A 17,710-nucleotide genomic window follows, 5' to 3' on the forward strand; every position below is an offset into this window, starting at 1 on the left:
GCCATGCCGGTCATCCAATCTCAGCTCGACCCGCACAGCGAAGCCTTTACCCGCAACCGCGCAGCGATGCTCGCCGCCATCGAGCAAGTCCGGCAGCTCGAACAGAACCTGCTGAACAAGGCTGCCGAAGCCAAACCGAAATTCGACAAGCGCGGACAACTGCTGCCCCGCGAACGCCTGAACCTGCTGCTCGACCCCGGCGCGCCGTTCCTCGAACTGGCGAGCCTGGCCGGCTACAAACTGCACGACGACAAGGACGGCAGCTCCGCCGGTGGTGGCTTGATCGCCGGCATCGGTTATGTGTCCGGTGTGCGCGCCTTGATCGTGGCGAATAACAGCGCGATCAAGGGCGGGACGATTTCCCCGTCGGGCCTGAAAAAGTCCTTGCGCCTGCAACAGATCGCCCAGGAAAACAAACTGCCGGTGATCACCCTCGCCGAAAGCGGCGGCGCCAACCTCAATTACGCAGCGGAGATTTTCGTCGAAGGCGCACGCAGCTTTGCCAATCAGGCACGGATGTCGGCCATGGGACTGCCGCAGATCACCGTGGTGCACGGCTCGGCTACGGCTGGCGGCGCTTATCAGCCGGGGCTGTCGGACTACGTGGTGGTAGTGCGTGGCAAGGCCAAGCTGTTTCTCGCCGGTCCCCCGCTGCTTAAAGCGGCGACCGGTGAAGTGGCTACCGACGAGGAACTGGGCGGCGCCGAGATGCACGCGCAAGTCGCCGGCACTGCCGAGTACCTGGCCGAAAACGATGCCGACGGCGTGCGCCAGGTGCGGGAAATCGTCAGCCTGCTGAACTGGAACGAGCAACTGCCGTGGCTGCCTGAGCCGCAATACAAAGAACCGCTGTACCCCGTTGACGAGCTGCTGGGTCTGATCCCGGATGACCCGAAAAAGCCTTACGACGTGCGCGAAATCATTGCGCGGATCGCCGATGAGTCGCTCTTCATGGAGTTCAAGGGAGAGTTCGATCAGCAGACCATTTGCGGTCACCTGAAAATTCAGGGCCGCGCCTGCGGTTTCATCGGCAACAACGGCCCGATCACTCCGAATGGCGCGAGCAAGGCCGCGCAGTTCATTCAGCTCTGCGACCAGAGCCAGACGCCGCTGCTGTTTTTCCACAACACCACCGGGTTCATGGTCGGCACCGAATCGGAACAGCACGGCGTGATCAAGCACGGCTCGAAACTGATCCAGGCCGTGGCCAATGCGCGGGTGCCAAAACTGACCATCGTGGTCGGCGGCTCCTATGGTGCGGGCAACTACGCAATGTGCGGGCGCGGGCTCGATCCGCGCTTCATCTTCGCCTGGCCCAACAGCCGCACGGCGGTGATGGGCGGCGCCCAGGCCGGCAAGGTGCTGCGCATCGTCACCGAAGCCAAACAGCTGAAAGACGGGCTGGTGCCCGACCCGAAAATGCTCGACATGCTGGAACAGGTCACCGCGCAGAAACTCGACAGCCAGTCCACCGCCCTCTACGGCAGCGCCAACCTGTGGGACGACGGGCTGATCGATCCGCGCGACACCCGCACCCTGCTCGGCTACCTGCTGGACATCTGCCACGAAGCCGGCATTCGCACGCTGGCCCCCAACAGCTTCGGCGTCAGCCGCTTCTGACCGCCTCGGACCTCAAGGAGAACAATAAAAATGATCTTCACCCCGGAACACGAAGCCCTGCGTCGCACCGTCCGCCAGTTCGTCGAGCACGAGATCAACCCCCACGTCGATGAATGGGAAAAGGCCGGGCGCTTTCCGATCCACGAAATTTTCCGCAAGGCCGGCCACCTCGGACTGCTGGGGATTTCCAAGCCGGAAAAATTCGGCGGCATGGGCCTGGATTACAGCTATTCGATCGTCGCCGCCGAAGAGTTCGGCACCATCCATTGCGGCGGCATTCCGATGTCGATCGGCGTGCAGACCGACATGTGCACCCCGGCCCTCGCCCGCTTCGGTTCCGATGAGCTACGTGACGAATTCCTGCGCCCGGCTATCACCGGTGAGCAGGTCGGTTGCATCGGCGTCTCGGAGGTCGGTGCCGGCTCCGACGTCGCCGGGCTCAAGACCACTGCGCGCAAGGACGGCGACGACTATGTGATCAACGGCAGCAAGATGTGGATCACCAACTCGCCAAGCGCCGACTTCATCTGCCTGCTGGCCAATACCTCGGACGACAAACCGCACATCAACAAGTCGCTGATCATGGTGCCGATGAACACGCCAGGCATCAGCCTCAGTTCGCACCTGGACAAGCTCGGCATGCGCAGCTCGGAAACCGCCCAGGTGTTTTTCGATAACGTGCGCGTGCCCCAGCGCAACCGCATCGGCCATGAGGGCGCCGGGTTCATGATGCAGATGCTGCAGTTCCAGGAGGAACGTCTGTTCGGTGCGGCCAACATGATCAAGGGCCTGGAATACTGCGTCGACAGCACCATCGAGTACTGCAAGGAACGCAAGACCTTCGGCAATGCGCTGATCGACAATCAGGTGATCCACTTCCGCCTCGCCGAATTGCAGACCGAAATCGAATGCCTGCGAGCGCTGGTCTATCAGGCCACCGAGCAATACGTGAAAGGCCAGGACGTCACCCGGCTGGCCTCGATGGCCAAGCTCAAGGCCGGGCGTCTCGGCCGCGAAGTCAGCGACAGTTGCCTGCAATACTGGGGCGGCATGGGCTTCATGTGGGACAACCCGGTGGCCCGCGCCTACCGCGACGTGCGGCTGGTATCGATTGGCGGCGGCGCCGACGAAATCATGCTGGGGATCATCTGCAAACTGATGGGCATCCTGCCGGGGAAAAAGATATGACCACCCTGCCCGCTTGCCAGACGCTGTTGCTGGAACCGCATAACGGCGTGCTGCACATCACCCTCAATCGCCCGGAAAGCCGTAATGCCATGAGCCTGCAGATGGTCGCCGAACTGCGCGCAGTACTTGCCGCTGTGCGCGATGACCGCAGCGTGCGCGCCCTGGTGCTCAGCGGCGCCGGCGGGCATTTCTGTGCCGGCGGCGACATCAAGGACATGGCCAACGCCCGCGCCCAGGGCAGCGATGCCTATCGTGAGTTGAATCGGGCTTTCGGGTCTCTGCTGGATGAAGCCCAGCACACACCGCAAGTGTTGATCACCGTACTGCAGGGCGCGGTGCTTGGTGGCGGTTTCGGGCTTGCTTGCGTGAGCGATATCGCGATGGCCGATCATCAGGCGCAATTCGGTCTGCCGGAAACCAGCCTAGGTCTGTTGCCGGCGCAGATCGCACCGTTTGTGGTGCAGCGCATTGGTCTCACAGAGGCCCGACGCCTGGCGCTTACTGCTGCCCGCTTCGATGGCCATCAGGCTCGACGACTGGGGCTGGTGCACTTTGTCGAACAGGATCCGCAGGCACTCGCCGAGCGTCTGGATGAAGTGCTCGATCACGTCTTGTGTTGCGCCCCCGAAGCGAATGCCGTGACGAAAAAGCTGCTGCTGGCCAGCGCCGGCCAGCCATCGAGCGAACTGCTGGATGAAGCGGCGCAGTGGTTCAGCGCAGCGGTGACCGGTGCCGAGGGCATCGAGGGCACGATGGCGTTTGTGCAGAAACGCAAACCCGGATGGAGCACCTGACCCTGTGGGAGCGGGCTTGCCCGCGATGAGGCCCTTCAATCCACCGCCAACATTCAGGAAAAACCAACATGCCCGCCATCCATAAAATCCTGATCGCCAACCGCGGTGAAATTGCCTGCCGCATCCAGCGCACCGCCCAGGCCCTCGGCTATCGCACGGTCGCGGTGTTCAGCGACGCCGACGCCGATGCGCTGCATGTCCAAATGGCGGATGAGGCGGTGAACATCGGCCCGGCACCGGTTCAGCAGTCCTACCTGAACATCCCGGAAATTCTCGACGCCGCACGACGCAGCGGTGCCGACGCGATTCATCCCGGTTATGGCTTCCTCTCGGAAAACGCCGAGTTCGCCCGGGCCTGCGGACAGGCTGGCCTGACCTTCATCGGCCCCAGCGTCGAAGCCATCGAACTGATGGGCAGCAAACGCCAGTCGAAAATTGCCATGCTGGCTGCCGGGGTGCCGTGCATCGCCGGCTATCAAGGCGCCGAGCAGGACGACGCGACCCTGACACGGGAAGCCGAGCGCATCGGCTATCCGCTGATGATCAAGGCCAGCGCCGGCGGTGGCGGACGCGGCATGCGTCTGGTGCATCACGCATCTGAACTGGCGGCGCAATTGCGTACCGCCCGCTCCGAAGCATTGAACGGTTTCGGGAGCGACGAACTGATCCTCGAACAGGCCCTGATTGAACCACGCCATGTCGAGATTCAGCTGTTCGGCGACCGGCACGGCAACCTGATCTACCTCAGCGAGCGCGACTGCTCGATCCAGCGTCGCCATCAGAAGGTCATCGAAGAAGCGCCGTGCCCGGTGATGACCGAAGAGTTGCGTCAGGCGATGGGCGAAGCGGCGCTCAAGGCCGGGCGTGCGGTGAGCTATGTGGGCGCTGGCACCGTGGAGTTTCTGCTCGATGCCCGAGGCCAGTTCTTCTTTCTGGAGATGAATACCCGGCTGCAGGTCGAACATCCGGTAACCGAAATGATTACCGGGCTGGATCTGGTGGCGTGGCAGCTTTTGGTTGCCGAGGGCTCGCCTCTGCCACTGACACAAGCGCAGGTGAAACTCGATGGCCACGCCATGGAAGTGCGACTCTATGCCGAAGACCCGGCCCAGGGATTTCTGCCGCAGACCGGGCGTGTCGAAGCCTGGGCACCGGCACTGGATCGAGGAGCGCGGGTTGATCATGGGCTGATCGAAGGTCAGTCGATCTCACCGTTCTACGACCCGATGCTCGGCAAACTGATCGCCCACGGCGCGACCCGCGAAGAGGCCCGGCGCAAACTGTTGTGCGCGGTGCAGGACAGCGTGTTGCTGGGTGTACAGAGCAATCAGCGGCTGCTGGCCAGTCTGTTGCAGCATCCGCAGTTCATCAGCGGCGAATTCAGCACCGGGTTTATCCCGCAACACTTCGCCGACCATCCATGCCTGCATCCCCATGCACCGAGTGCAGAGGAACTCGCGATCGCGGCGTTGCTGTTCTATCAATCTGCCGCAGGTTCGCATCGCGCACCGTTGGCCGGTTGGCGCAACAATGCCGGCGCGCCGCTTTGTTATCACCTGGGTCTTGAAGATCAGAAATGGAGCGTGCAATTACTGGCCGCCCCGGATGGCATCGTTCGGGTACAGGTCGCTGAACGCGCCTTCGAACTGAAGCTCATCGAACACAGCGAACGCTCGATCTCCCTGGACATCGAAGGCCTGCGCCAGCGCCACGCCTATCGCCTGCACGACGACCAGCTCTGGTTGTTCACCCGCCCCGGCAGCCTGCGTCTGGTGAATCGAACTCATGCCGTGATCGACAGTCAGACCAGCGTCAGCACCGGCACCTTGAAAGCCCCGATGGATGGCGCAATCATCGACGTGCTTGTCAGCGAAGGCAGCCCGGTCATTAAAGGCCAGCTGCTGGTGGTGCTGGAAGCGATGAAAATGGAGCACCCGCTCAAGGCAGGCATCGATGGCGTGCTCAAGCGGGTGCAGGTCAAGGTCGGCGATCAGGTGAAAAATCGTCAGGTTCTGTTGCAGGTCGAGTAGTCACCGCGCGCATCCGCAAGGTTTGACTACGCTCTGAATAATCAGGACGCGGAAATCAGGAACCCTGCGATGCCCCATTGGCTGGTCATTGATCTGGAAGCCACCACCGATGAAGGTGGCTGGCCGGTTACGGAAATGGAGATCATCGAAATCGGTGCCACCCTGGTGGATCGAACCGGTCGCGAGCAGGATCACTTTCAACGCTTCGTCAAACCGACGCGTCGGCCACTGCTGACGCCATTCTGTCGTGAGCTGACACACATCACCCAGGCCAACATCGACGCGGCGCAACCGCTGACCGAAGTCTGGCCGGCGTTCGAACGCTGGCTCGCTCAGCACAAGACACGCCTTGAAGGCTGGGCCAGCTGGGGCGATTACGACCGCAAACAGTTGCTTCAGGAGTGGCAGCGCCTGCAACTCGACAGCGCGTTGAGCCGTGTGCCGCACATGAACCTCAAACAGCGCTTTGCCAAGGCCCGACGCCTCGAACGGCCCCTGGGACTCAATGGCGCCCTGCAACTGGCGGGCATGCAGTTCACCGGTCAGCAGCACCGGGCGCTGGAAGATGCGCGCAATACCGCCCGATTATTGCCGCTGGTGCTGCCGCTCTAGCGCAGGTGACGGCGCCAGGCACCTTGTGCATACTGGCCAACCTTTTTGACCCTTTTAAGCCCTTTTCGAGAGGAATCGCCCATGTTTAAAGTCAACGAGTACTTCGACGGCACCGTCAAGTCGATCGCTTTTGGCACTGCCGAAGGCCCTGCGACCATCGGCGTCATGGCCCCGGGCGAATACGAATTCGGCACCAGCCAGCGTGAAATCATGCACGTGGTGTCCGGCGCACTGACCGTCAAACTGCCGGACAGCAGCGACTGGGAAACCTTCGCCGCCGGCAGCCAGTTCAACGTGCCGGCCAACAGCAAGTTCCAGCTGAAAGTGGCCGTCGACACCGCTTACCTGTGCGAATACCGCGGCTGAAACCAGGCTTTCCTGCGGCAATAAAAAATGCCCGTGTCCTTGGACACGGGCATTTTTCGTTTCGGGGTGGGTTATTCGAGGATTTCCACCGGCATGCCGACTTCGAGTCGACCGTTGCTGTCGTTGACCAGGTTCTGCCCGAACATTGCACCGTCGGCCTGGGCGCGGGTCTTCTGCAGGGTCGCCAGTGGCTCGCGGTCGGCACTGCGCTCACCGGTTTTCGGGTCGATGGTGGTGAGAATGCAGCGCGAACACGACTTGACCACACGGAACTCGACATCGCCAATGCGGATGCGCTTCCAGCCATCCTCGGCATACGCCTCGCTGCCCTCGATCACCAGATTCGGCCGGAACCGCAGCATTTCCAGCGGACGCCCTACTTCCTGCGACAAGTGTTGCAGCGATGCCTCGCCAATCAACAGCAGCGGGAAACCGTCGGCGAAGGCCACCTGATCGTCATCGTTGCCGTACCCGGCCTGGGTCGTGCGGGCGCGATCCAGCGGCACTTGCACCAGTCGGGTCGGCTTGCCGATGAATTCGCTGACCCAGCGGGCCGCTTCTTCACCGGCATCCGGTACGCGCAGGGTGTCGCGCCAGATGGTCACGCCGCGCAGTTCGGCTTCACTGCCGGGCAAGGCGATATCGATCGCCGAATGTCCCGGCGCATCGAGGGTCAGGCCACCGTCGGCATTCCACAGCGCCGACAACTGACTCATCTTCGCTTCGGCACGCTGGGTCAGGAAGCGCCCGCTGGCCTCGTCCACCAGCATCCAGCGTCGGTCGCCCTCAAGCCCCAGTTTGTCCAGGCCGATCCCTTGCAGGACCTCGGCCTTTCCGGATTTCAGCGGGTAACGATAAAGCGCGCTCAGACGCAGCATGGCCAGCTCCCTGATGGGTGAAAAACGCCACCCTATACGAGCTTTGGCGCCGAATCAAAGGCTGACGCCGAGTCAGCCTCGACAAGCTGATCAGGCCGGCACTTCGTCGAGCATCAGACGCTGGCGCACCACATCGACCAGCTTGTCCGGCTGGAACTTGGAGAGGAAGTTGTCGCAGCCGACCTTCTTCACCATCGAGTCGTTGAAGCTGCCGGACAGCGAGGTGTGCAACACCACGTACAGGCCACGCAGACGCGGGTCGTTGCGGATTTCGGTGGTCAGGCGATAGCCGTCCATTTCCGGCATTTCCGCGTCGGTGAAGATCATCAACAACTTGTCGGTCATGTTGACCCCGGTGTCGGCCCAGGCCTTGAGCATGTTCAGGGCTTTCAGACCGTCGCTGGCGATGTGCATCTTCACGCCCAACTGGCCGAGGGTGTCGCGCAATTGCGACAGCGCCACATTGGAGTCATCCACCAACAGCACTTCACGGCCACGGGCACGTTCCAGGACCGGATCTTCCAGTTTGTCGCGGGAAACCTTGGCGTTGTACGGAACGATTTCGGCGAGGACTTTCTCGACGTCGATGATTTCCACCAGTTGATCGTCGACCTTGCTGATGGCGGTCAGGTAGTGCTGGCGACCGGCGCTGGTCGGCGGTGGCAAGATGGCTTCCCAGTTCATGTTGACGATGCGATCCACGCCACCGACGAGGAAGGCCTGCACCGAACGGTTGTATTCAGTAACGATGATCGTGCTGTTGGGGCCCGGCACCAGCGGGCGCATGCCGATCGCCTGAGACAGGTCGATCACCGGCAGGGTCTGACCGCGCAGGTTGACCACACCACATACAAACGGATGACGCTGAGGCATCAGGGTCAGCTTCGGCAGCTGCAGGACTTCCTGAACCTTGAACACGTTGATCGCGAACAATTGGCGCCCGGCCAGTCGAAACATGAGAATTTCCAGGCGATTCTCACCCACCAGTTGCGTGCGTTGGTCTACCGTATCGAGAATGCCGGCCATCAAATGACTCCTGGGGCTTGTACTGGTGAATTCATTAAAGGGGGTTATCGGCGGATTCCGGCCAATCTTGATCCCCATACAAATCACCTACAAAATGCCATGAGAAAGCATTGATGTCACATTAACATCATGCTTTACTGGCCCCGTGATTTCATCTGCTACATTCTCTGCGGCGCGACCACGGTTTGCGCGGCAGGTTCCCGTGCCTAAGGGATTCCCCTAGTAACAATCAGGCCCAACCTGATGTTCGCAATATCCAATAGCCATTAATGTGACGCCATTCTCATTGCATGAACGGAGTCAGGCTTTTGTGTGCGATCGCAGGTCAGTGGAAACTCACCCTCTCGAAACCCCTGTCAAAAGCCTCCTCGGCACCGCAGGGCGCGATCTCACGACGGTTCATGATCGTCGACACACACGACATTCGCTCATCAGACATGACGTTGTGGAGATAAGCATGCCGAACGACCGTAAAGAGTGGGCGCAGCGGTTCCCCGAATTTCTTGTCGAGGCTGAAACGCTCCTGGCCAAGTCCGAAGAGTGCCTGAGTCACTTGCAGCTGATCAGCAATGACAAGGACGCAATCGATTGCATGCTCAGCACCCTGCTCAAACTGGCGAACAAGGCCGATGCCCTGGCACTGGTGGCAGTCTCCGAGTTCTGCCGGCACCTGCACGGTTTGCTCACTCAGACGCAAGATCATGTCGACCTGCATGCCCAGGCGCTCGACGCCCTGAAAGATTGCTTCACTCTGATGGCCTGGCAACTTGAACTGGTCGACCAGAGCACCGGCCAGCTAAGCCTGGACGAAAGCGAGCAGACGTCCCTCATCGAAGCGTTCGCCTTCCAGGTCGGACAGAGCCAGTTTCAACCGCCGCTCAGTACCAAACCCTTGTCCCTCATGTCTTACTCGGAGCGACAAGCGTAATCGAGTACACCCCGAACCCGTTGCAGCCGTTTAGTTCGAGCCATCGAATGTCGCAATTGAATAACTCATGCCTGCCAGCGACGTCTCCAAATAAATAATTACGCTTCAACATCCAGACTGCCTACCGTTGAAGTCAGGGTTTACCCGTGTATAAAAATTGAAGACTTCAGGTGTCATCGATAATTATCGACTCCAATAAATCAACTTTTTCCATTATGGAACTCGCGTCCAACATGACGTATTTCCTGACTATTTGGACATATAGGGCGAACGCGACCAACGGTATGTTAAGTGGTATTATGCCGCGCGTTAGTTGCTTTCACTTAATGGCACAGTGACTTCAATGATCGGTCTGCTCCAAAGTTGGCAGTCAATTATCGATCACTGAACCATTTTGAAACCAACAACCTGAATCACAGATTTTCAGACAGAGACCGCCAGCCACTCTGACCGGTCTGCCCGCAGCGAACATCCATTGGCTCCATCCGCTATGTACGCCAGCCTCAAGTCAATCGCCACATGGCCACCCTCCCGAGAAAACGCGCGCAGGTTCACGCTCTCGCTTTGCATTGGTGCAGCTTTGGGCAGTCTGCTGACTTATTGCCTGTCCGCACCGTTGTCGTTTGGCCTGCTGTTGCTCAATGTGGCAGCCGCCGCTTGCGTCTTTACCCAGCATCGCCTGTCGCGCAAGTCGATCAAGTTCCAGCCACAGGAGCTGGCCGATCGATTACTCGAAGTCCAGGAAAACGAACGCCATCGCCTCAGCCGCGAACTGCACGACGATATCGGCCAGTTGCTGACCGCCGCCAAGTTGCAGAGTGAATGGCTCAAACGGCGTCTGCCCGATGACCTTCAAGAACAATGTTCGGCACTCTGCGACACCCTTGATGAAACCCTCAATAAAGTCCGCGACGTTTCGGCCATTCTCAACCCACGGCAACTGACCAGCCTCGGGCTGGAAGCCAGTCTGCGCGCGCATTTGCTCAAGACACTGGCCAATACATCGGTTCACTGGAGCCTGGACTGTCAGCAGCGCTTGAACGGCATCCCCGAAGAAATGGCTGTCGCCGCCTTCCGCATCACCCAGGAAGCCGTGACCAACATCCTGCGACATGCGCAGGCCAAGAATCTGCTGATCCGCGTGCAACGCCTTCCCCAAGGCTTGACCCTGCTGATCAGCGATGACGGTCGGGGGTTTGCCCCGGCCGCCAATCCCGGTCGTGAAGGACAACGAGGCATGGCCGGGATGGCCGAACGGATCGAGCAACTGGGCGGCAGCCTGAGCGTGACGAGCGAACCGGGCAAAGGCACTCAAATCGAAGCACTATTCCCCTGGGCGCCCCGTGCACTCGAGCGGGCCAGTACGAATAAGGTTATGCGTTGACTTGTAACTTACTTCTGGTGGATGACCACTCGCTGATCAGAGCCGGCGTGCGCGCTCTGGTGCTGGATATTCCCGGTTACGCGGTAATCGGCGAGGCCAATGACGGCTCGCAATTGCTCGAGATGGTCGAGCAACTGAACCCCGATATCGTCTTGCTGGACATTTCCATGAGAGAAACCGGCGGCCTGGAGGCGTTGCAGCGGCTCAGACGGGTTCGTCCGCACAGCAAAGTGCTGATTCTGTCGATGCACACCGACCCTGCGCTGATCATGCAGGCACTGGAATCCGGTGCTCATGGCTATCTGCTCAAGGACACCACGGCCACTGAGCTCGAACACGCACTGGAAGCCCTGCGCAACAACGAACGCTACCTGAGCCCGGCCATCGCCCACACGGTGATCAACCAGGCCCTGACACGCAATCAGAAGTTGCAACCGGAAGTCGCCGACTCACACAACCTGACGGCTCGCCAACTGGAAATCCTGCGCCTGATTGTTCGCGGCAAGTCCACCCGTGAGATCGCCAATGGTTTGGGCCTGAGCATCAAGACAGTTGAAACCCACCGTTCGCAGATCATGAAACGCCTGCAGATCTACGATGTGGCGGGGCTGGTACTGTTTGCCGTGCGTGAACAGATCATCAGTCTGGACGACTGACCCGCCGCGTCCTGCCCAACAGCGGCGAGTTCTCCGGCAAATGCACACGCAACGCCGCCGGACGCGCCGCAAATCGCAAACTGTCTCCCTCCAGCGGCTCGCCATCAAGGTTGATGCAGAGTCCTTCGGCGACCTTGATTTCGACCCACGGCAGACGTGTGCGGACAAACATGTTGTCGAGACCGAATCCGTCGCTGAGCAGGTTTTTCAGCGTGCCGACCAGTTCCTGTGGCGCCGGCAGGATACTGATATCCAGCAGGCCGTCATCCGCCAGTGCCTCCGGACACAACACATGTCCTCCGCCCGCCTGACGACCATTACCGATACCCAGCGCGAGCAGTTCACCGCTCCAGTGAAAATCCGGCCCCTGCAATTCGCCATAGGCGGCGTGCAACTCACTGAATCGCGACAGGCCCGTAAACAGATAGGCCGCGCCGCCCAGCACCTTTTTCAGATCCTCCGAGGTATTGGCGGTGACCTGACTGCCAAACCCGCCGGTGGCCATGTTCAGGAATATCTGCCCGCCCACTTCACCCAGATCGATGTCATGGGCTGGCGCGTCAAGCAACTCGAGTGCCTCATCCGGCTCCAGAGGAACACCGGCCGCGCGGGAAAAATCATTGGCGGTCCCCAACGGCAACAGCACCAGACTCGCCTTGCCCGGGTGAGCCGCCAGGGCCTCGGCGATGTCGCGCAAGGTGCCATCGCCACCGCCGGCAATGATTTCCCCGTATCCGGCAGCCAGCGCTTCTTCCACCAGGCGCTGTGCATCGCCGGCTTCCCACGTCAGGCGCACTGCCAGTTCCCAGCCCTGTCCGCGCTTGCGTTCAACAGCGGCGCGAACCGCTTCGTTGAGTGCCTGCTTGCCATGCAGAATCAACAATGCCCTGCGCTCATCCATATTGGCCACTCCCGTTATTAAATCAGTTCGGGACATCTTGACCTCCACGGCACGCAAAAGAGCCACCGCAATCCCAAGTATTTCCAGCGACGCGGCTCATTCGTCCTACAAGGCGGTATTTTTTCGTACGGAATGTAAGGAATCGGCTCAATTGACCCATCCAGACCATTCGTACACTGTGGGTCTGAGGCAGCAATCTTTAACCCGATAACACAAGGATGTGCAGGTAATGAGTCAAAACATCACCCGGACGCTAGATCATTCGAGCAGCCGTTTCTGCCAGCAGAAACTCATGGCAGCAGGCGGAATTTCCCATGCACGGTCATGAAGCAAGAATGACAGCAAGTCCGGTTGCCCCCCTCTCCGGCAGTCGCGCCTGCCATAAACCCGAACTCAAGAGCAGCGCCAAAAACACTGGAGAAAAAATCATGGACCCTCGTGTCACTGAGCTGGAAACCCACATCAAATACATCCGCCGTGACATGGACGAAGTAAAAGGAGACGTCAAAGCCATCAAACACCGTCTCTCCTACTCCGCAGGTGCCACAGCTGTGGTCCTTGGATTGTTGGGCTGGGTTGCCAATAGTCGCTTTGACCAGCTAGTTGCACTGATCAGTCGCTGACGAACTGAAATGCAGGCCCTCAACAAGCCTGCATTTCGACGCATCAGCCGAGAAGGTCACTCAGGGGAATGAAGGGCACCATGTCTCCCGGGGCCAGGGTGCGCCCCTCCTGCACCTCTACCAATCCATCAGCCCAGGCAGCGCTACGCAGAACGCCTGAACTCTGGTTTCGGTAGATAGTTGCCTGCCCCTGCTCCAGACGCCCCCGCAGGAATTCACGTCGATTGCCCGCCTGGGGCCAGACGAATCCAGCCGGGACTGGAAACCTGAGAGGCTCTACATCTTGCACACCCTGACGACGCAGCAGATAAGGCTTGGTCAGCAAGGCAAAAGTCACCAGGGTCGACGCAGGGTTGCCGGGCAGACCGATGACCGGAACACTCCGGAAATGACCAACCGTCAAAGGCTTCCCGGGCTTGATCGCCAGCTTCCACAGTGTCAGCTCACCCTCTTCCCTCAACGCAACACCAAGGAAATCCGCTTCCCCAACCGATACGCCACCGGTCGACAGTATCAAGTCGGCCTCTTCGAGCTCCCCAAGACGTGCACGGGTGGTCGGCAAGTCATCCGGAAGAATCCCGGCATCCAGCACCTCACAGCCCAAACGCTGCAACCAGCTGCACAGCACCACCCGGTTACTGTTGTAAATCTGTCCCGGGCCCAGTGCCGCTCCCGGTTCAACCAGCTCATCGCCGGTGGACAGCACTGCCACACGGGGCTTGCGGATCACTTCAAGGCCGGCGCAGCCCAAAGACGCAGCCAACCCCAGCTCGATCGGACCGAGCCGGGTTCCCGCGGACAGGATCAATTCGCCCACCGTGGTTTCCTGCCCCTGCGGGCGGATGTTCTGCCCGGACACCATGGGTTCAGTGAACCGGACTCGTTCGTCGGCCTCGATCACGGCGTTTTCCTGCATCTCGACGCAATCGGCACCTGGTGGAACGGGTGCCCCTGTGAAGATACGGGCACAGGTGCCTGGCTCCAGCGGTTCAGGCGCCTGACCGGCAAAAACTTTCTGACTGACCGGCATCGGCTCACCGGTCCAGTCAGCCAGGTTCAAGGCATACCCGTCCATGGCACTGTTGGGCCATGGAGGCAGGTCCAGTGTTGAAACCAGATCCCGCGCCAAAACCCGCCCCTCGAGCTGTGCCAATGGCAGATACTCGGACTCGACGATACGCGAGGCGTCAGCCATTTCCAGCAGACGCGCCAGGGCCACCTCGACCGGCATCAGGCTCCCGGTCTTGCCAGGCTTACCCGCGGGATTCACAGGGAGCCGCCTGTTTCAGGTGAGGGACGAAATTGCACGGGCGATGCCGCGAATCCAGTTGCTCGGCCAGGATGCCATCCCAACCGGTGCGCACCGCGTTGGTCGAACCTGGCAAACAGCAAACCAGCGTACCGTTGGCCAGTCCAGCCAGTGCACGGGATTGCACAGTGGAAGTGCCGATATCGGCCACCGAAATCTGACGGAACAGTTCACCAAAACCATCCACCTGCTTGTCGAGCAGGCACGTAACGGCTTCGGGTGTGCTGTCACGACCGGTAAAGCCTGTGCCCCCGGTGATCAACACCACTTGCACAACGTCTTCGGCAATCCAGTGGGCAACTTGCGCGCGGATTTTGTACAGGTCATCTTTGAGCAATACCCGCTCCGCCAGGTTGTGACCGGCTGCGGTCAAACGGTCGACGAAGACCTGGCCGGAGGTATCGGTTTCCAGAGTGCGGGTGTCGCTGACCGTCAATACCGCGATATTGAGCGGTGCGAAAGGTACATCAGCCTTGGCTTTCATAGGCTCATCCAGTTGTAGGAGAAACAGCCCGGTGTTATATCACAGCGCCCCATTTTTTCGCCGAACCTGCGGAGAGCTGCCATGACCTCGAATACGCAACTATCCCCCTGCTCCATCCTGCTGTTGGCCGGTGGGCGCGGTCAACGCATGGGTGGCCAGGACAAGGGGCTGATTGAATGGCACGGGGAACCGCTGATCGCTCATTTGCAGCGCAAGGTTCGCACGCTGACCGACGATCTGATCATTTCCTGCAACCGCAATCGCGAACGCTATGCGCCCTTCGCCGATCAATTGGTGACGGACGACGAAGAAGACTTTCCAGGACCATTGGCCGGCATCCGTGCCGGTTTGCGAGCCGCTCGCCATTCCCATCTGCTGGTGTTGCCGTGCGACGTACCGCGAATCGATCTTCCCCTGTTACAGAGCATGCGCGAGACCGCCAGCCTGCACCCTGAAAACCCGTTGATGCTGCGTCACGACGAGCACTGGGAACCGCTGCTTTGCGTGATTCCCGTGGTGCTTCTGCCCGCATTCGAAGAGGCCTGGCACGAAGGGGAACGCAGCCCTGGCCGGCTCATGCGCAGCCTTGGCGCCCAAGCACTGATTTGCCCGGACAACGACCCACGGCTGGCCAATCTCAATACCCCGGAACTGTTAAGCTCTCATAACACTGTGTCAGACTGACCGCATTCAAGGAACTCTCACGCCTTGCATACGTCTACAGCTCAGTAACCAAAAGAATTCCCTTCGGAGACAAACACATGACTCAACGGACTCTCGCCACTTTCATGCTCGCACTGGGCCTGGCCACCCTCGCCGGTTGCGCTTCGCCAACGGTGATCACCTTGAATGACGGTCGCGAAATCCAGGCCGTCGACTCGCCTAAATACGACAAGGATTCGGGCTTCTACGAATTCGAACAACTGGACGGCAAGCAGACTCGCATCAACAAGGATCAGGTTCGCACCGTTAAAGAGCTCTAAGCGACGCCAGATACAGAAAAGCCCGCATGATGCGGGCTTTTTCGTGGACGGTAGAAAGTGGATTGCGCTATAGATCACCAGTCCAGCGTGATCCGGCTTTCAAAATCACGCTCCTGCCCCGTAACCGGATCGATGAACCGCAAACCCTGCGCCAGCAGCTTGAGCGGTTTGGTGTAATCGTCCTCGACGTCCTTCAACACCTCGGGATAGAACGGATCGTTGCAGATGCTCGCGCCCAATGCCGTCATGTGCACCCGCAACTGGTGTTTCTTGCCGGTCACCGGATACAGGCCGTAACGCCAGAGGTCGCCGTTCCTTTCCCGCACTTCCACTGTCGTTTCGGTATTGCTGACACCGGGACCTTCCTGCATGCGGAAAAAAGGCTCGCCATCGACCATACGGCTCTTGTGTACCAACGGAAAATCCAGCCCAGGCAATGCTGCGGCGATCGCTTCGTAGCGCTTCTCTATTTGCCGTGCCGGGAACAATGACTGATACGCCGAACGCGTCTGCGGATTGGCCGAAAAAATCACCAACCCGGCGGTGTGCCGGTCAATTCGGTGCAACGGCACCAGGTGCGGATTATCCAGTCGACGAATCAGCCGGCGCAGCAAAGTTTGTTCCACGTATTCCCCCGCTGGCGTCACCGGCAGGAAGTGGGGTTTGTCTGCGACGACCAGATGTTCGTCCGCGTAGAGAATCGACTCGACCACCGGAATCGGCTTTTCATCCGGCACTTCGCGAAAGTAATGGATGCGCAGGCCTTCCTTGTACGGCAGGTCCAGAGCAATCGGTTGGCCTTCGCCATCCAGTACCCGGCCTCGGGCAATCCGGTCCAGCCACCGATCGCGTCCGATGACACTGAAGTGATCACACAGACAATCGAACACCGTCCGCCAGTCGCCCGGGGGCAGGTAAAGCGTGCTGGCCTGATTCTGTGCGGCGGAAAATGTTGGTGTGCTGGACATACGGAGAACTCGAACCTTCAAAGCAGAGCGGCATTATCCAACACCGGACGCAGCAGACCTAGCGCAGAATCAGGCGGGGATCGATTTGAGGGCCGCCGCCTCGGTGAACTCCTTCAGCCAGCGCAGTACATCGACAGCCTCCCAGCGACCCGGGTCGTACAAGGCGTACAACAATCCCTGATAACCCACCACATCCAGTTGCTTGTGATAGCCGGCGCGCTGGAACAACGCCTCGATCTCGGCAAAACAGGTATTGAAATGCAGCTTGTTGAAAGGCGTCTTGCCCTCCGTGACCAGACCGTCCAGACGCAATTCGCGGACCGCATCGTGCACCACATCAACCGACATCCGGTTCACGCTGCTTTTCAACTGTTCGACATTGACCACGATTCATCCCTCAGACGTCCTGGCTACCATGCCGTTGCCCCACAAGGACACAGCACGGCGAGCCCACTCATTTACTGTATGCACATACAGTAACCGAATAAGATCGAGAGTGCCAAGGATCGATGACCGTCGCGATGAATGGCCGGGGCGGAACAACGTCGTGGGAAAAAGCTATCGTAGAAATGCCACAACCTGATCGGCACTGAACGGCCAGCCCAGTTCCGCTCCGGTATCGGTCCGGCGCAGCACAGGGATCCGCAGGCTATAGGCCTCGAACCAGGATTCATCATCTGCAATGTCCACCAGTTCCACCAGCAGGCCGTGCTCGACAAACGGCATCAGTTCGGCTTCAGCGACTTCACACAGATGGCACCCGAGGGTACCGAACAACTGGCATTCAGGAAGCATGCGCGTTCAATCCCAAAATTTGATTGGCCATTTTAGGCCTGACCTGTGAACCCGTCGACCCACCAGAACCCTCAAACCATCGAGCGGATCTGTCCTCGCAAAACCCTGACTCAAATCAGCCCGAACAAATGTGTTTTACAGCATGCTCCGGTGTTTTTTGCCTCT

At 59.7% G+C, this 17,710-nt stretch carries 20 protein-coding genes; 12 read left to right on the top strand and 8 right to left on the bottom strand.

Annotated elements, in window-relative coordinates; genetic code table 11:
- Positions 1-3: 3 nt before the first annotated feature.
- From atuC to DXT77_RS25115, 6 genes are all read left to right on the top strand, one after another.
- Positions 4-1,620, top strand: coding sequence for a geranyl-CoA carboxylase subunit beta (gene atuC, locus DXT77_RS25090; protein ID WP_119429600.1), 1,617 nt, complete (start codon positions 4-6; stop codon positions 1,618-1,620).
- 30 nt (positions 1,621-1,650) lie between these two features.
- Entirely contained in the window at positions 1,651-2,808 is a 1,158-nt protein-coding gene (gene atuD / locus DXT77_RS25095; protein WP_119429601.1) for a citronellyl-CoA dehydrogenase, read from the top strand.
- Entirely contained in the window at positions 2,805-3,602 is a 798-nt protein-coding gene (locus DXT77_RS25100) for an enoyl-CoA hydratase/isomerase family protein (RefSeq protein ID WP_119429602.1), read from the top strand. The genes atuD and DXT77_RS25100 overlap by 4 nt, the downstream gene beginning before the upstream one ends.
- A gap of 68 nt (positions 3,603-3,670) precedes the next feature.
- Positions 3,671-5,632, top strand: coding sequence for an acetyl/propionyl/methylcrotonyl-CoA carboxylase subunit alpha (locus tag DXT77_RS25105; RefSeq protein ID WP_119429603.1), 1,962 nt, complete (start codon positions 3,671-3,673; stop codon positions 5,630-5,632).
- Between the two features lie 69 nt (positions 5,633-5,701).
- Positions 5,702-6,244, top strand: a complete 543-nt coding sequence (locus tag DXT77_RS25110) for an exonuclease domain-containing protein (protein WP_119429604.1) — start codon at positions 5,702-5,704, stop codon at positions 6,242-6,244.
- Between the two features lie 81 nt (positions 6,245-6,325).
- Positions 6,326-6,610, top strand: a complete 285-nt coding sequence (locus DXT77_RS25115) for a pyrimidine/purine nucleoside phosphorylase (RefSeq protein WP_007940055.1) — start codon at positions 6,326-6,328, stop codon at positions 6,608-6,610.
- A gap of 71 nt (positions 6,611-6,681) precedes the next feature.
- On the opposite strand, the gene DXT77_RS25120 is transcribed toward DXT77_RS25115, so the two are convergent.
- Both DXT77_RS25120 and DXT77_RS25125 read right to left on the bottom strand, forming a co-directional pair.
- Positions 6,682-7,488, bottom strand: coding sequence for an MOSC domain-containing protein (locus DXT77_RS25120; protein WP_119429605.1), 807 nt, complete (start codon positions 7,486-7,488; stop codon positions 6,682-6,684).
- Positions 7,489-7,578: 90 nt separating this feature from the next.
- Positions 7,579-8,514, bottom strand: coding sequence for a chemotaxis protein CheV (locus DXT77_RS25125; RefSeq protein ID WP_085710725.1), 936 nt, complete (start codon positions 8,512-8,514; stop codon positions 7,579-7,581).
- A 457-nt stretch (positions 8,515-8,971) separates the two neighbouring features.
- On the opposite strand from DXT77_RS25125, the gene DXT77_RS25130 reads away from it, so the two are divergent.
- The 3 genes from DXT77_RS25130 to DXT77_RS25140 all read left to right on the top strand — a co-directional run bounded on the left by DXT77_RS25130 (position 8,972) and on the right by DXT77_RS25140 (position 11,482).
- On the top strand, positions 8,972-9,442 hold the full coding sequence (locus tag DXT77_RS25130) for a hypothetical protein (protein WP_119429606.1): 471 nt from the start codon (positions 8,972-8,974) through the stop codon (positions 9,440-9,442).
- 490 nt (positions 9,443-9,932) lie between these two features.
- Entirely contained in the window at positions 9,933-10,826 is an 894-nt protein-coding gene (locus DXT77_RS25135) for a sensor histidine kinase (RefSeq protein WP_119429607.1), read from the top strand.
- Entirely contained in the window at positions 10,823-11,482 is a 660-nt protein-coding gene (locus DXT77_RS25140; protein ID WP_085710728.1) for a response regulator transcription factor, read from the top strand. Before DXT77_RS25135 ends, DXT77_RS25140 begins: the two co-directional genes overlap by 4 nt.
- Here DXT77_RS25140 and yegS read toward each other — a convergent pair.
- Positions 11,466-12,383, bottom strand: coding sequence for a lipid kinase YegS (gene yegS / locus DXT77_RS25145; RefSeq protein ID WP_119429608.1), 918 nt, complete (start codon positions 12,381-12,383; stop codon positions 11,466-11,468). The genes DXT77_RS25140 and yegS overlap by 17 nt on opposite strands.
- Positions 12,384-12,697: 314 nt before the next feature.
- On the opposite strand from yegS, the gene DXT77_RS29955 reads away from it, so the two are divergent.
- Positions 12,698-13,006, top strand: a complete 309-nt coding sequence (locus tag DXT77_RS29955; protein ID WP_178083492.1) for a hypothetical protein — start codon at positions 12,698-12,700, stop codon at positions 13,004-13,006.
- Between the two features lie 43 nt (positions 13,007-13,049).
- Here the strand turns inward: DXT77_RS29955 and glp are convergent, their stop codons facing one another.
- Positions 13,050-14,276, bottom strand: a complete 1,227-nt coding sequence (gene glp, locus DXT77_RS25155; protein ID WP_119429610.1) for a gephyrin-like molybdotransferase Glp — start codon at positions 14,274-14,276, stop codon at positions 13,050-13,052.
- Positions 14,260-14,799: a molybdenum cofactor biosynthesis protein B gene (gene moaB, locus DXT77_RS25160; protein ID WP_119429611.1), complete on the bottom strand. Its 540-nt coding sequence runs from the start codon at positions 14,797-14,799 to the stop codon at positions 14,260-14,262. The genes glp and moaB overlap by 17 nt, the downstream gene beginning before the upstream one ends.
- 81 nt (positions 14,800-14,880) lie before the next feature.
- Between moaB and mobA the strand changes: the two genes are divergently transcribed.
- The gene (gene mobA / locus DXT77_RS25165; RefSeq protein ID WP_119429612.1) at positions 14,881-15,483 is read left to right on the top strand and encodes a molybdenum cofactor guanylyltransferase MobA; all 603 of its coding nucleotides are present in this window, start codon (positions 14,881-14,883) and stop codon (positions 15,481-15,483) included.
- A 77-nt stretch (positions 15,484-15,560) separates the two neighbouring features.
- Complete coding sequence (locus DXT77_RS25170) at positions 15,561-15,782, top strand: YgdI/YgdR family lipoprotein (RefSeq protein WP_085710733.1); 222 nt, start codon at positions 15,561-15,563, stop codon at positions 15,780-15,782.
- Between the two features lie 74 nt (positions 15,783-15,856).
- Here DXT77_RS25170 and DXT77_RS25175 read toward each other — a convergent pair whose 3' ends face one another.
- The 3 genes from DXT77_RS25175 to DXT77_RS25185 all read right to left on the bottom strand — a co-directional run bounded on the left by DXT77_RS25175 (position 15,857) and on the right by DXT77_RS25185 (position 17,545).
- Complete coding sequence (locus tag DXT77_RS25175; RefSeq protein ID WP_119429613.1) at positions 15,857-16,750, bottom strand: pseudouridine synthase; 894 nt, start codon at positions 16,748-16,750, stop codon at positions 15,857-15,859.
- A 69-nt stretch (positions 16,751-16,819) separates the two neighbouring features.
- On the bottom strand, positions 16,820-17,137 hold the full coding sequence (locus DXT77_RS25180) for a transcriptional regulator (protein ID WP_085710735.1): 318 nt from the start codon (positions 17,135-17,137) through the stop codon (positions 16,820-16,822).
- A 171-nt stretch (positions 17,138-17,308) separates the two neighbouring features.
- Complete coding sequence (locus DXT77_RS25185) at positions 17,309-17,545, bottom strand: glutaredoxin family protein (RefSeq protein ID WP_114884529.1); 237 nt, start codon at positions 17,543-17,545, stop codon at positions 17,309-17,311.
- Between the last annotated feature and the right edge of the window lie 165 nt (positions 17,546-17,710).

It is taken from the genome of Pseudomonas sp. 91RF (genome assembly GCF_003576265.1).
Lineage (GTDB): Bacteria > Pseudomonadota > Gammaproteobacteria > Pseudomonadales > Pseudomonadaceae > Aquipseudomonas > Aquipseudomonas kribbensis.

Excerpts from the sequence above, each read along its gene's own strand:
- mobA (WP_119429612.1), top strand. The coding sequence starts at position 14,881 with ATGACCTCGAATACGCAACTATCCCCCTGCTCCATCCTGCTGTTGGCC.
- DXT77_RS25105 (WP_119429603.1), top strand. The coding sequence starts at position 3,671 with ATGCCCGCCATCCATAAAATCCTGATCGCCAACCGCGGTGAAATTGCC.
- DXT77_RS25110 (WP_119429604.1), top strand. The coding sequence starts at position 5,702 with ATGCCCCATTGGCTGGTCATTGATCTGGAAGCCACCACCGATGAAGGT.
- DXT77_RS25170 (WP_085710733.1), top strand. The coding sequence starts at position 15,561 with ATGACTCAACGGACTCTCGCCACTTTCATGCTCGCACTGGGCCTGGCC.
- DXT77_RS25100 (WP_119429602.1), top strand. The coding sequence starts at position 2,805 with ATGACCACCCTGCCCGCTTGCCAGACGCTGTTGCTGGAACCGCATAAC.
- DXT77_RS25120 (WP_119429605.1), bottom strand. The coding sequence starts at position 7,488 with ATGCTGCGTCTGAGCGCGCTTTATCGTTACCCGCTGAAATCCGGAAAG.
- DXT77_RS25125 (WP_085710725.1), bottom strand. The coding sequence starts at position 8,514 with ATGGCCGGCATTCTCGATACGGTAGACCAACGCACGCAACTGGTGGGT.
- atuD (WP_119429601.1), top strand. The coding sequence starts at position 1,651 with ATGATCTTCACCCCGGAACACGAAGCCCTGCGTCGCACCGTCCGCCAG.
- DXT77_RS29955 (WP_178083492.1), top strand. The coding sequence starts at position 12,698 with ATGCACGGTCATGAAGCAAGAATGACAGCAAGTCCGGTTGCCCCCCTC.
- yegS (WP_119429608.1), bottom strand. The coding sequence starts at position 12,383 with ATGGATGAGCGCAGGGCATTGTTGATTCTGCATGGCAAGCAGGCACTC.
- moaB (WP_119429611.1), bottom strand. The coding sequence starts at position 14,799 with ATGAAAGCCAAGGCTGATGTACCTTTCGCACCGCTCAATATCGCGGTA.
- DXT77_RS25135 (WP_119429607.1), top strand. The coding sequence starts at position 9,933 with ATGTACGCCAGCCTCAAGTCAATCGCCACATGGCCACCCTCCCGAGAA.
- DXT77_RS25130 (WP_119429606.1), top strand. The coding sequence starts at position 8,972 with ATGCCGAACGACCGTAAAGAGTGGGCGCAGCGGTTCCCCGAATTTCTT.
- atuC (WP_119429600.1), top strand. The coding sequence starts at position 4 with ATGCCGGTCATCCAATCTCAGCTCGACCCGCACAGCGAAGCCTTTACC.
- DXT77_RS25175 (WP_119429613.1), bottom strand. The coding sequence starts at position 16,750 with ATGTCCAGCACACCAACATTTTCCGCCGCACAGAATCAGGCCAGCACG.
- DXT77_RS25185 (WP_114884529.1), bottom strand. The coding sequence starts at position 17,545 with ATGCTTCCTGAATGCCAGTTGTTCGGTACCCTCGGGTGCCATCTGTGT.
- DXT77_RS25115 (WP_007940055.1), top strand. The coding sequence starts at position 6,326 with ATGTTTAAAGTCAACGAGTACTTCGACGGCACCGTCAAGTCGATCGCT.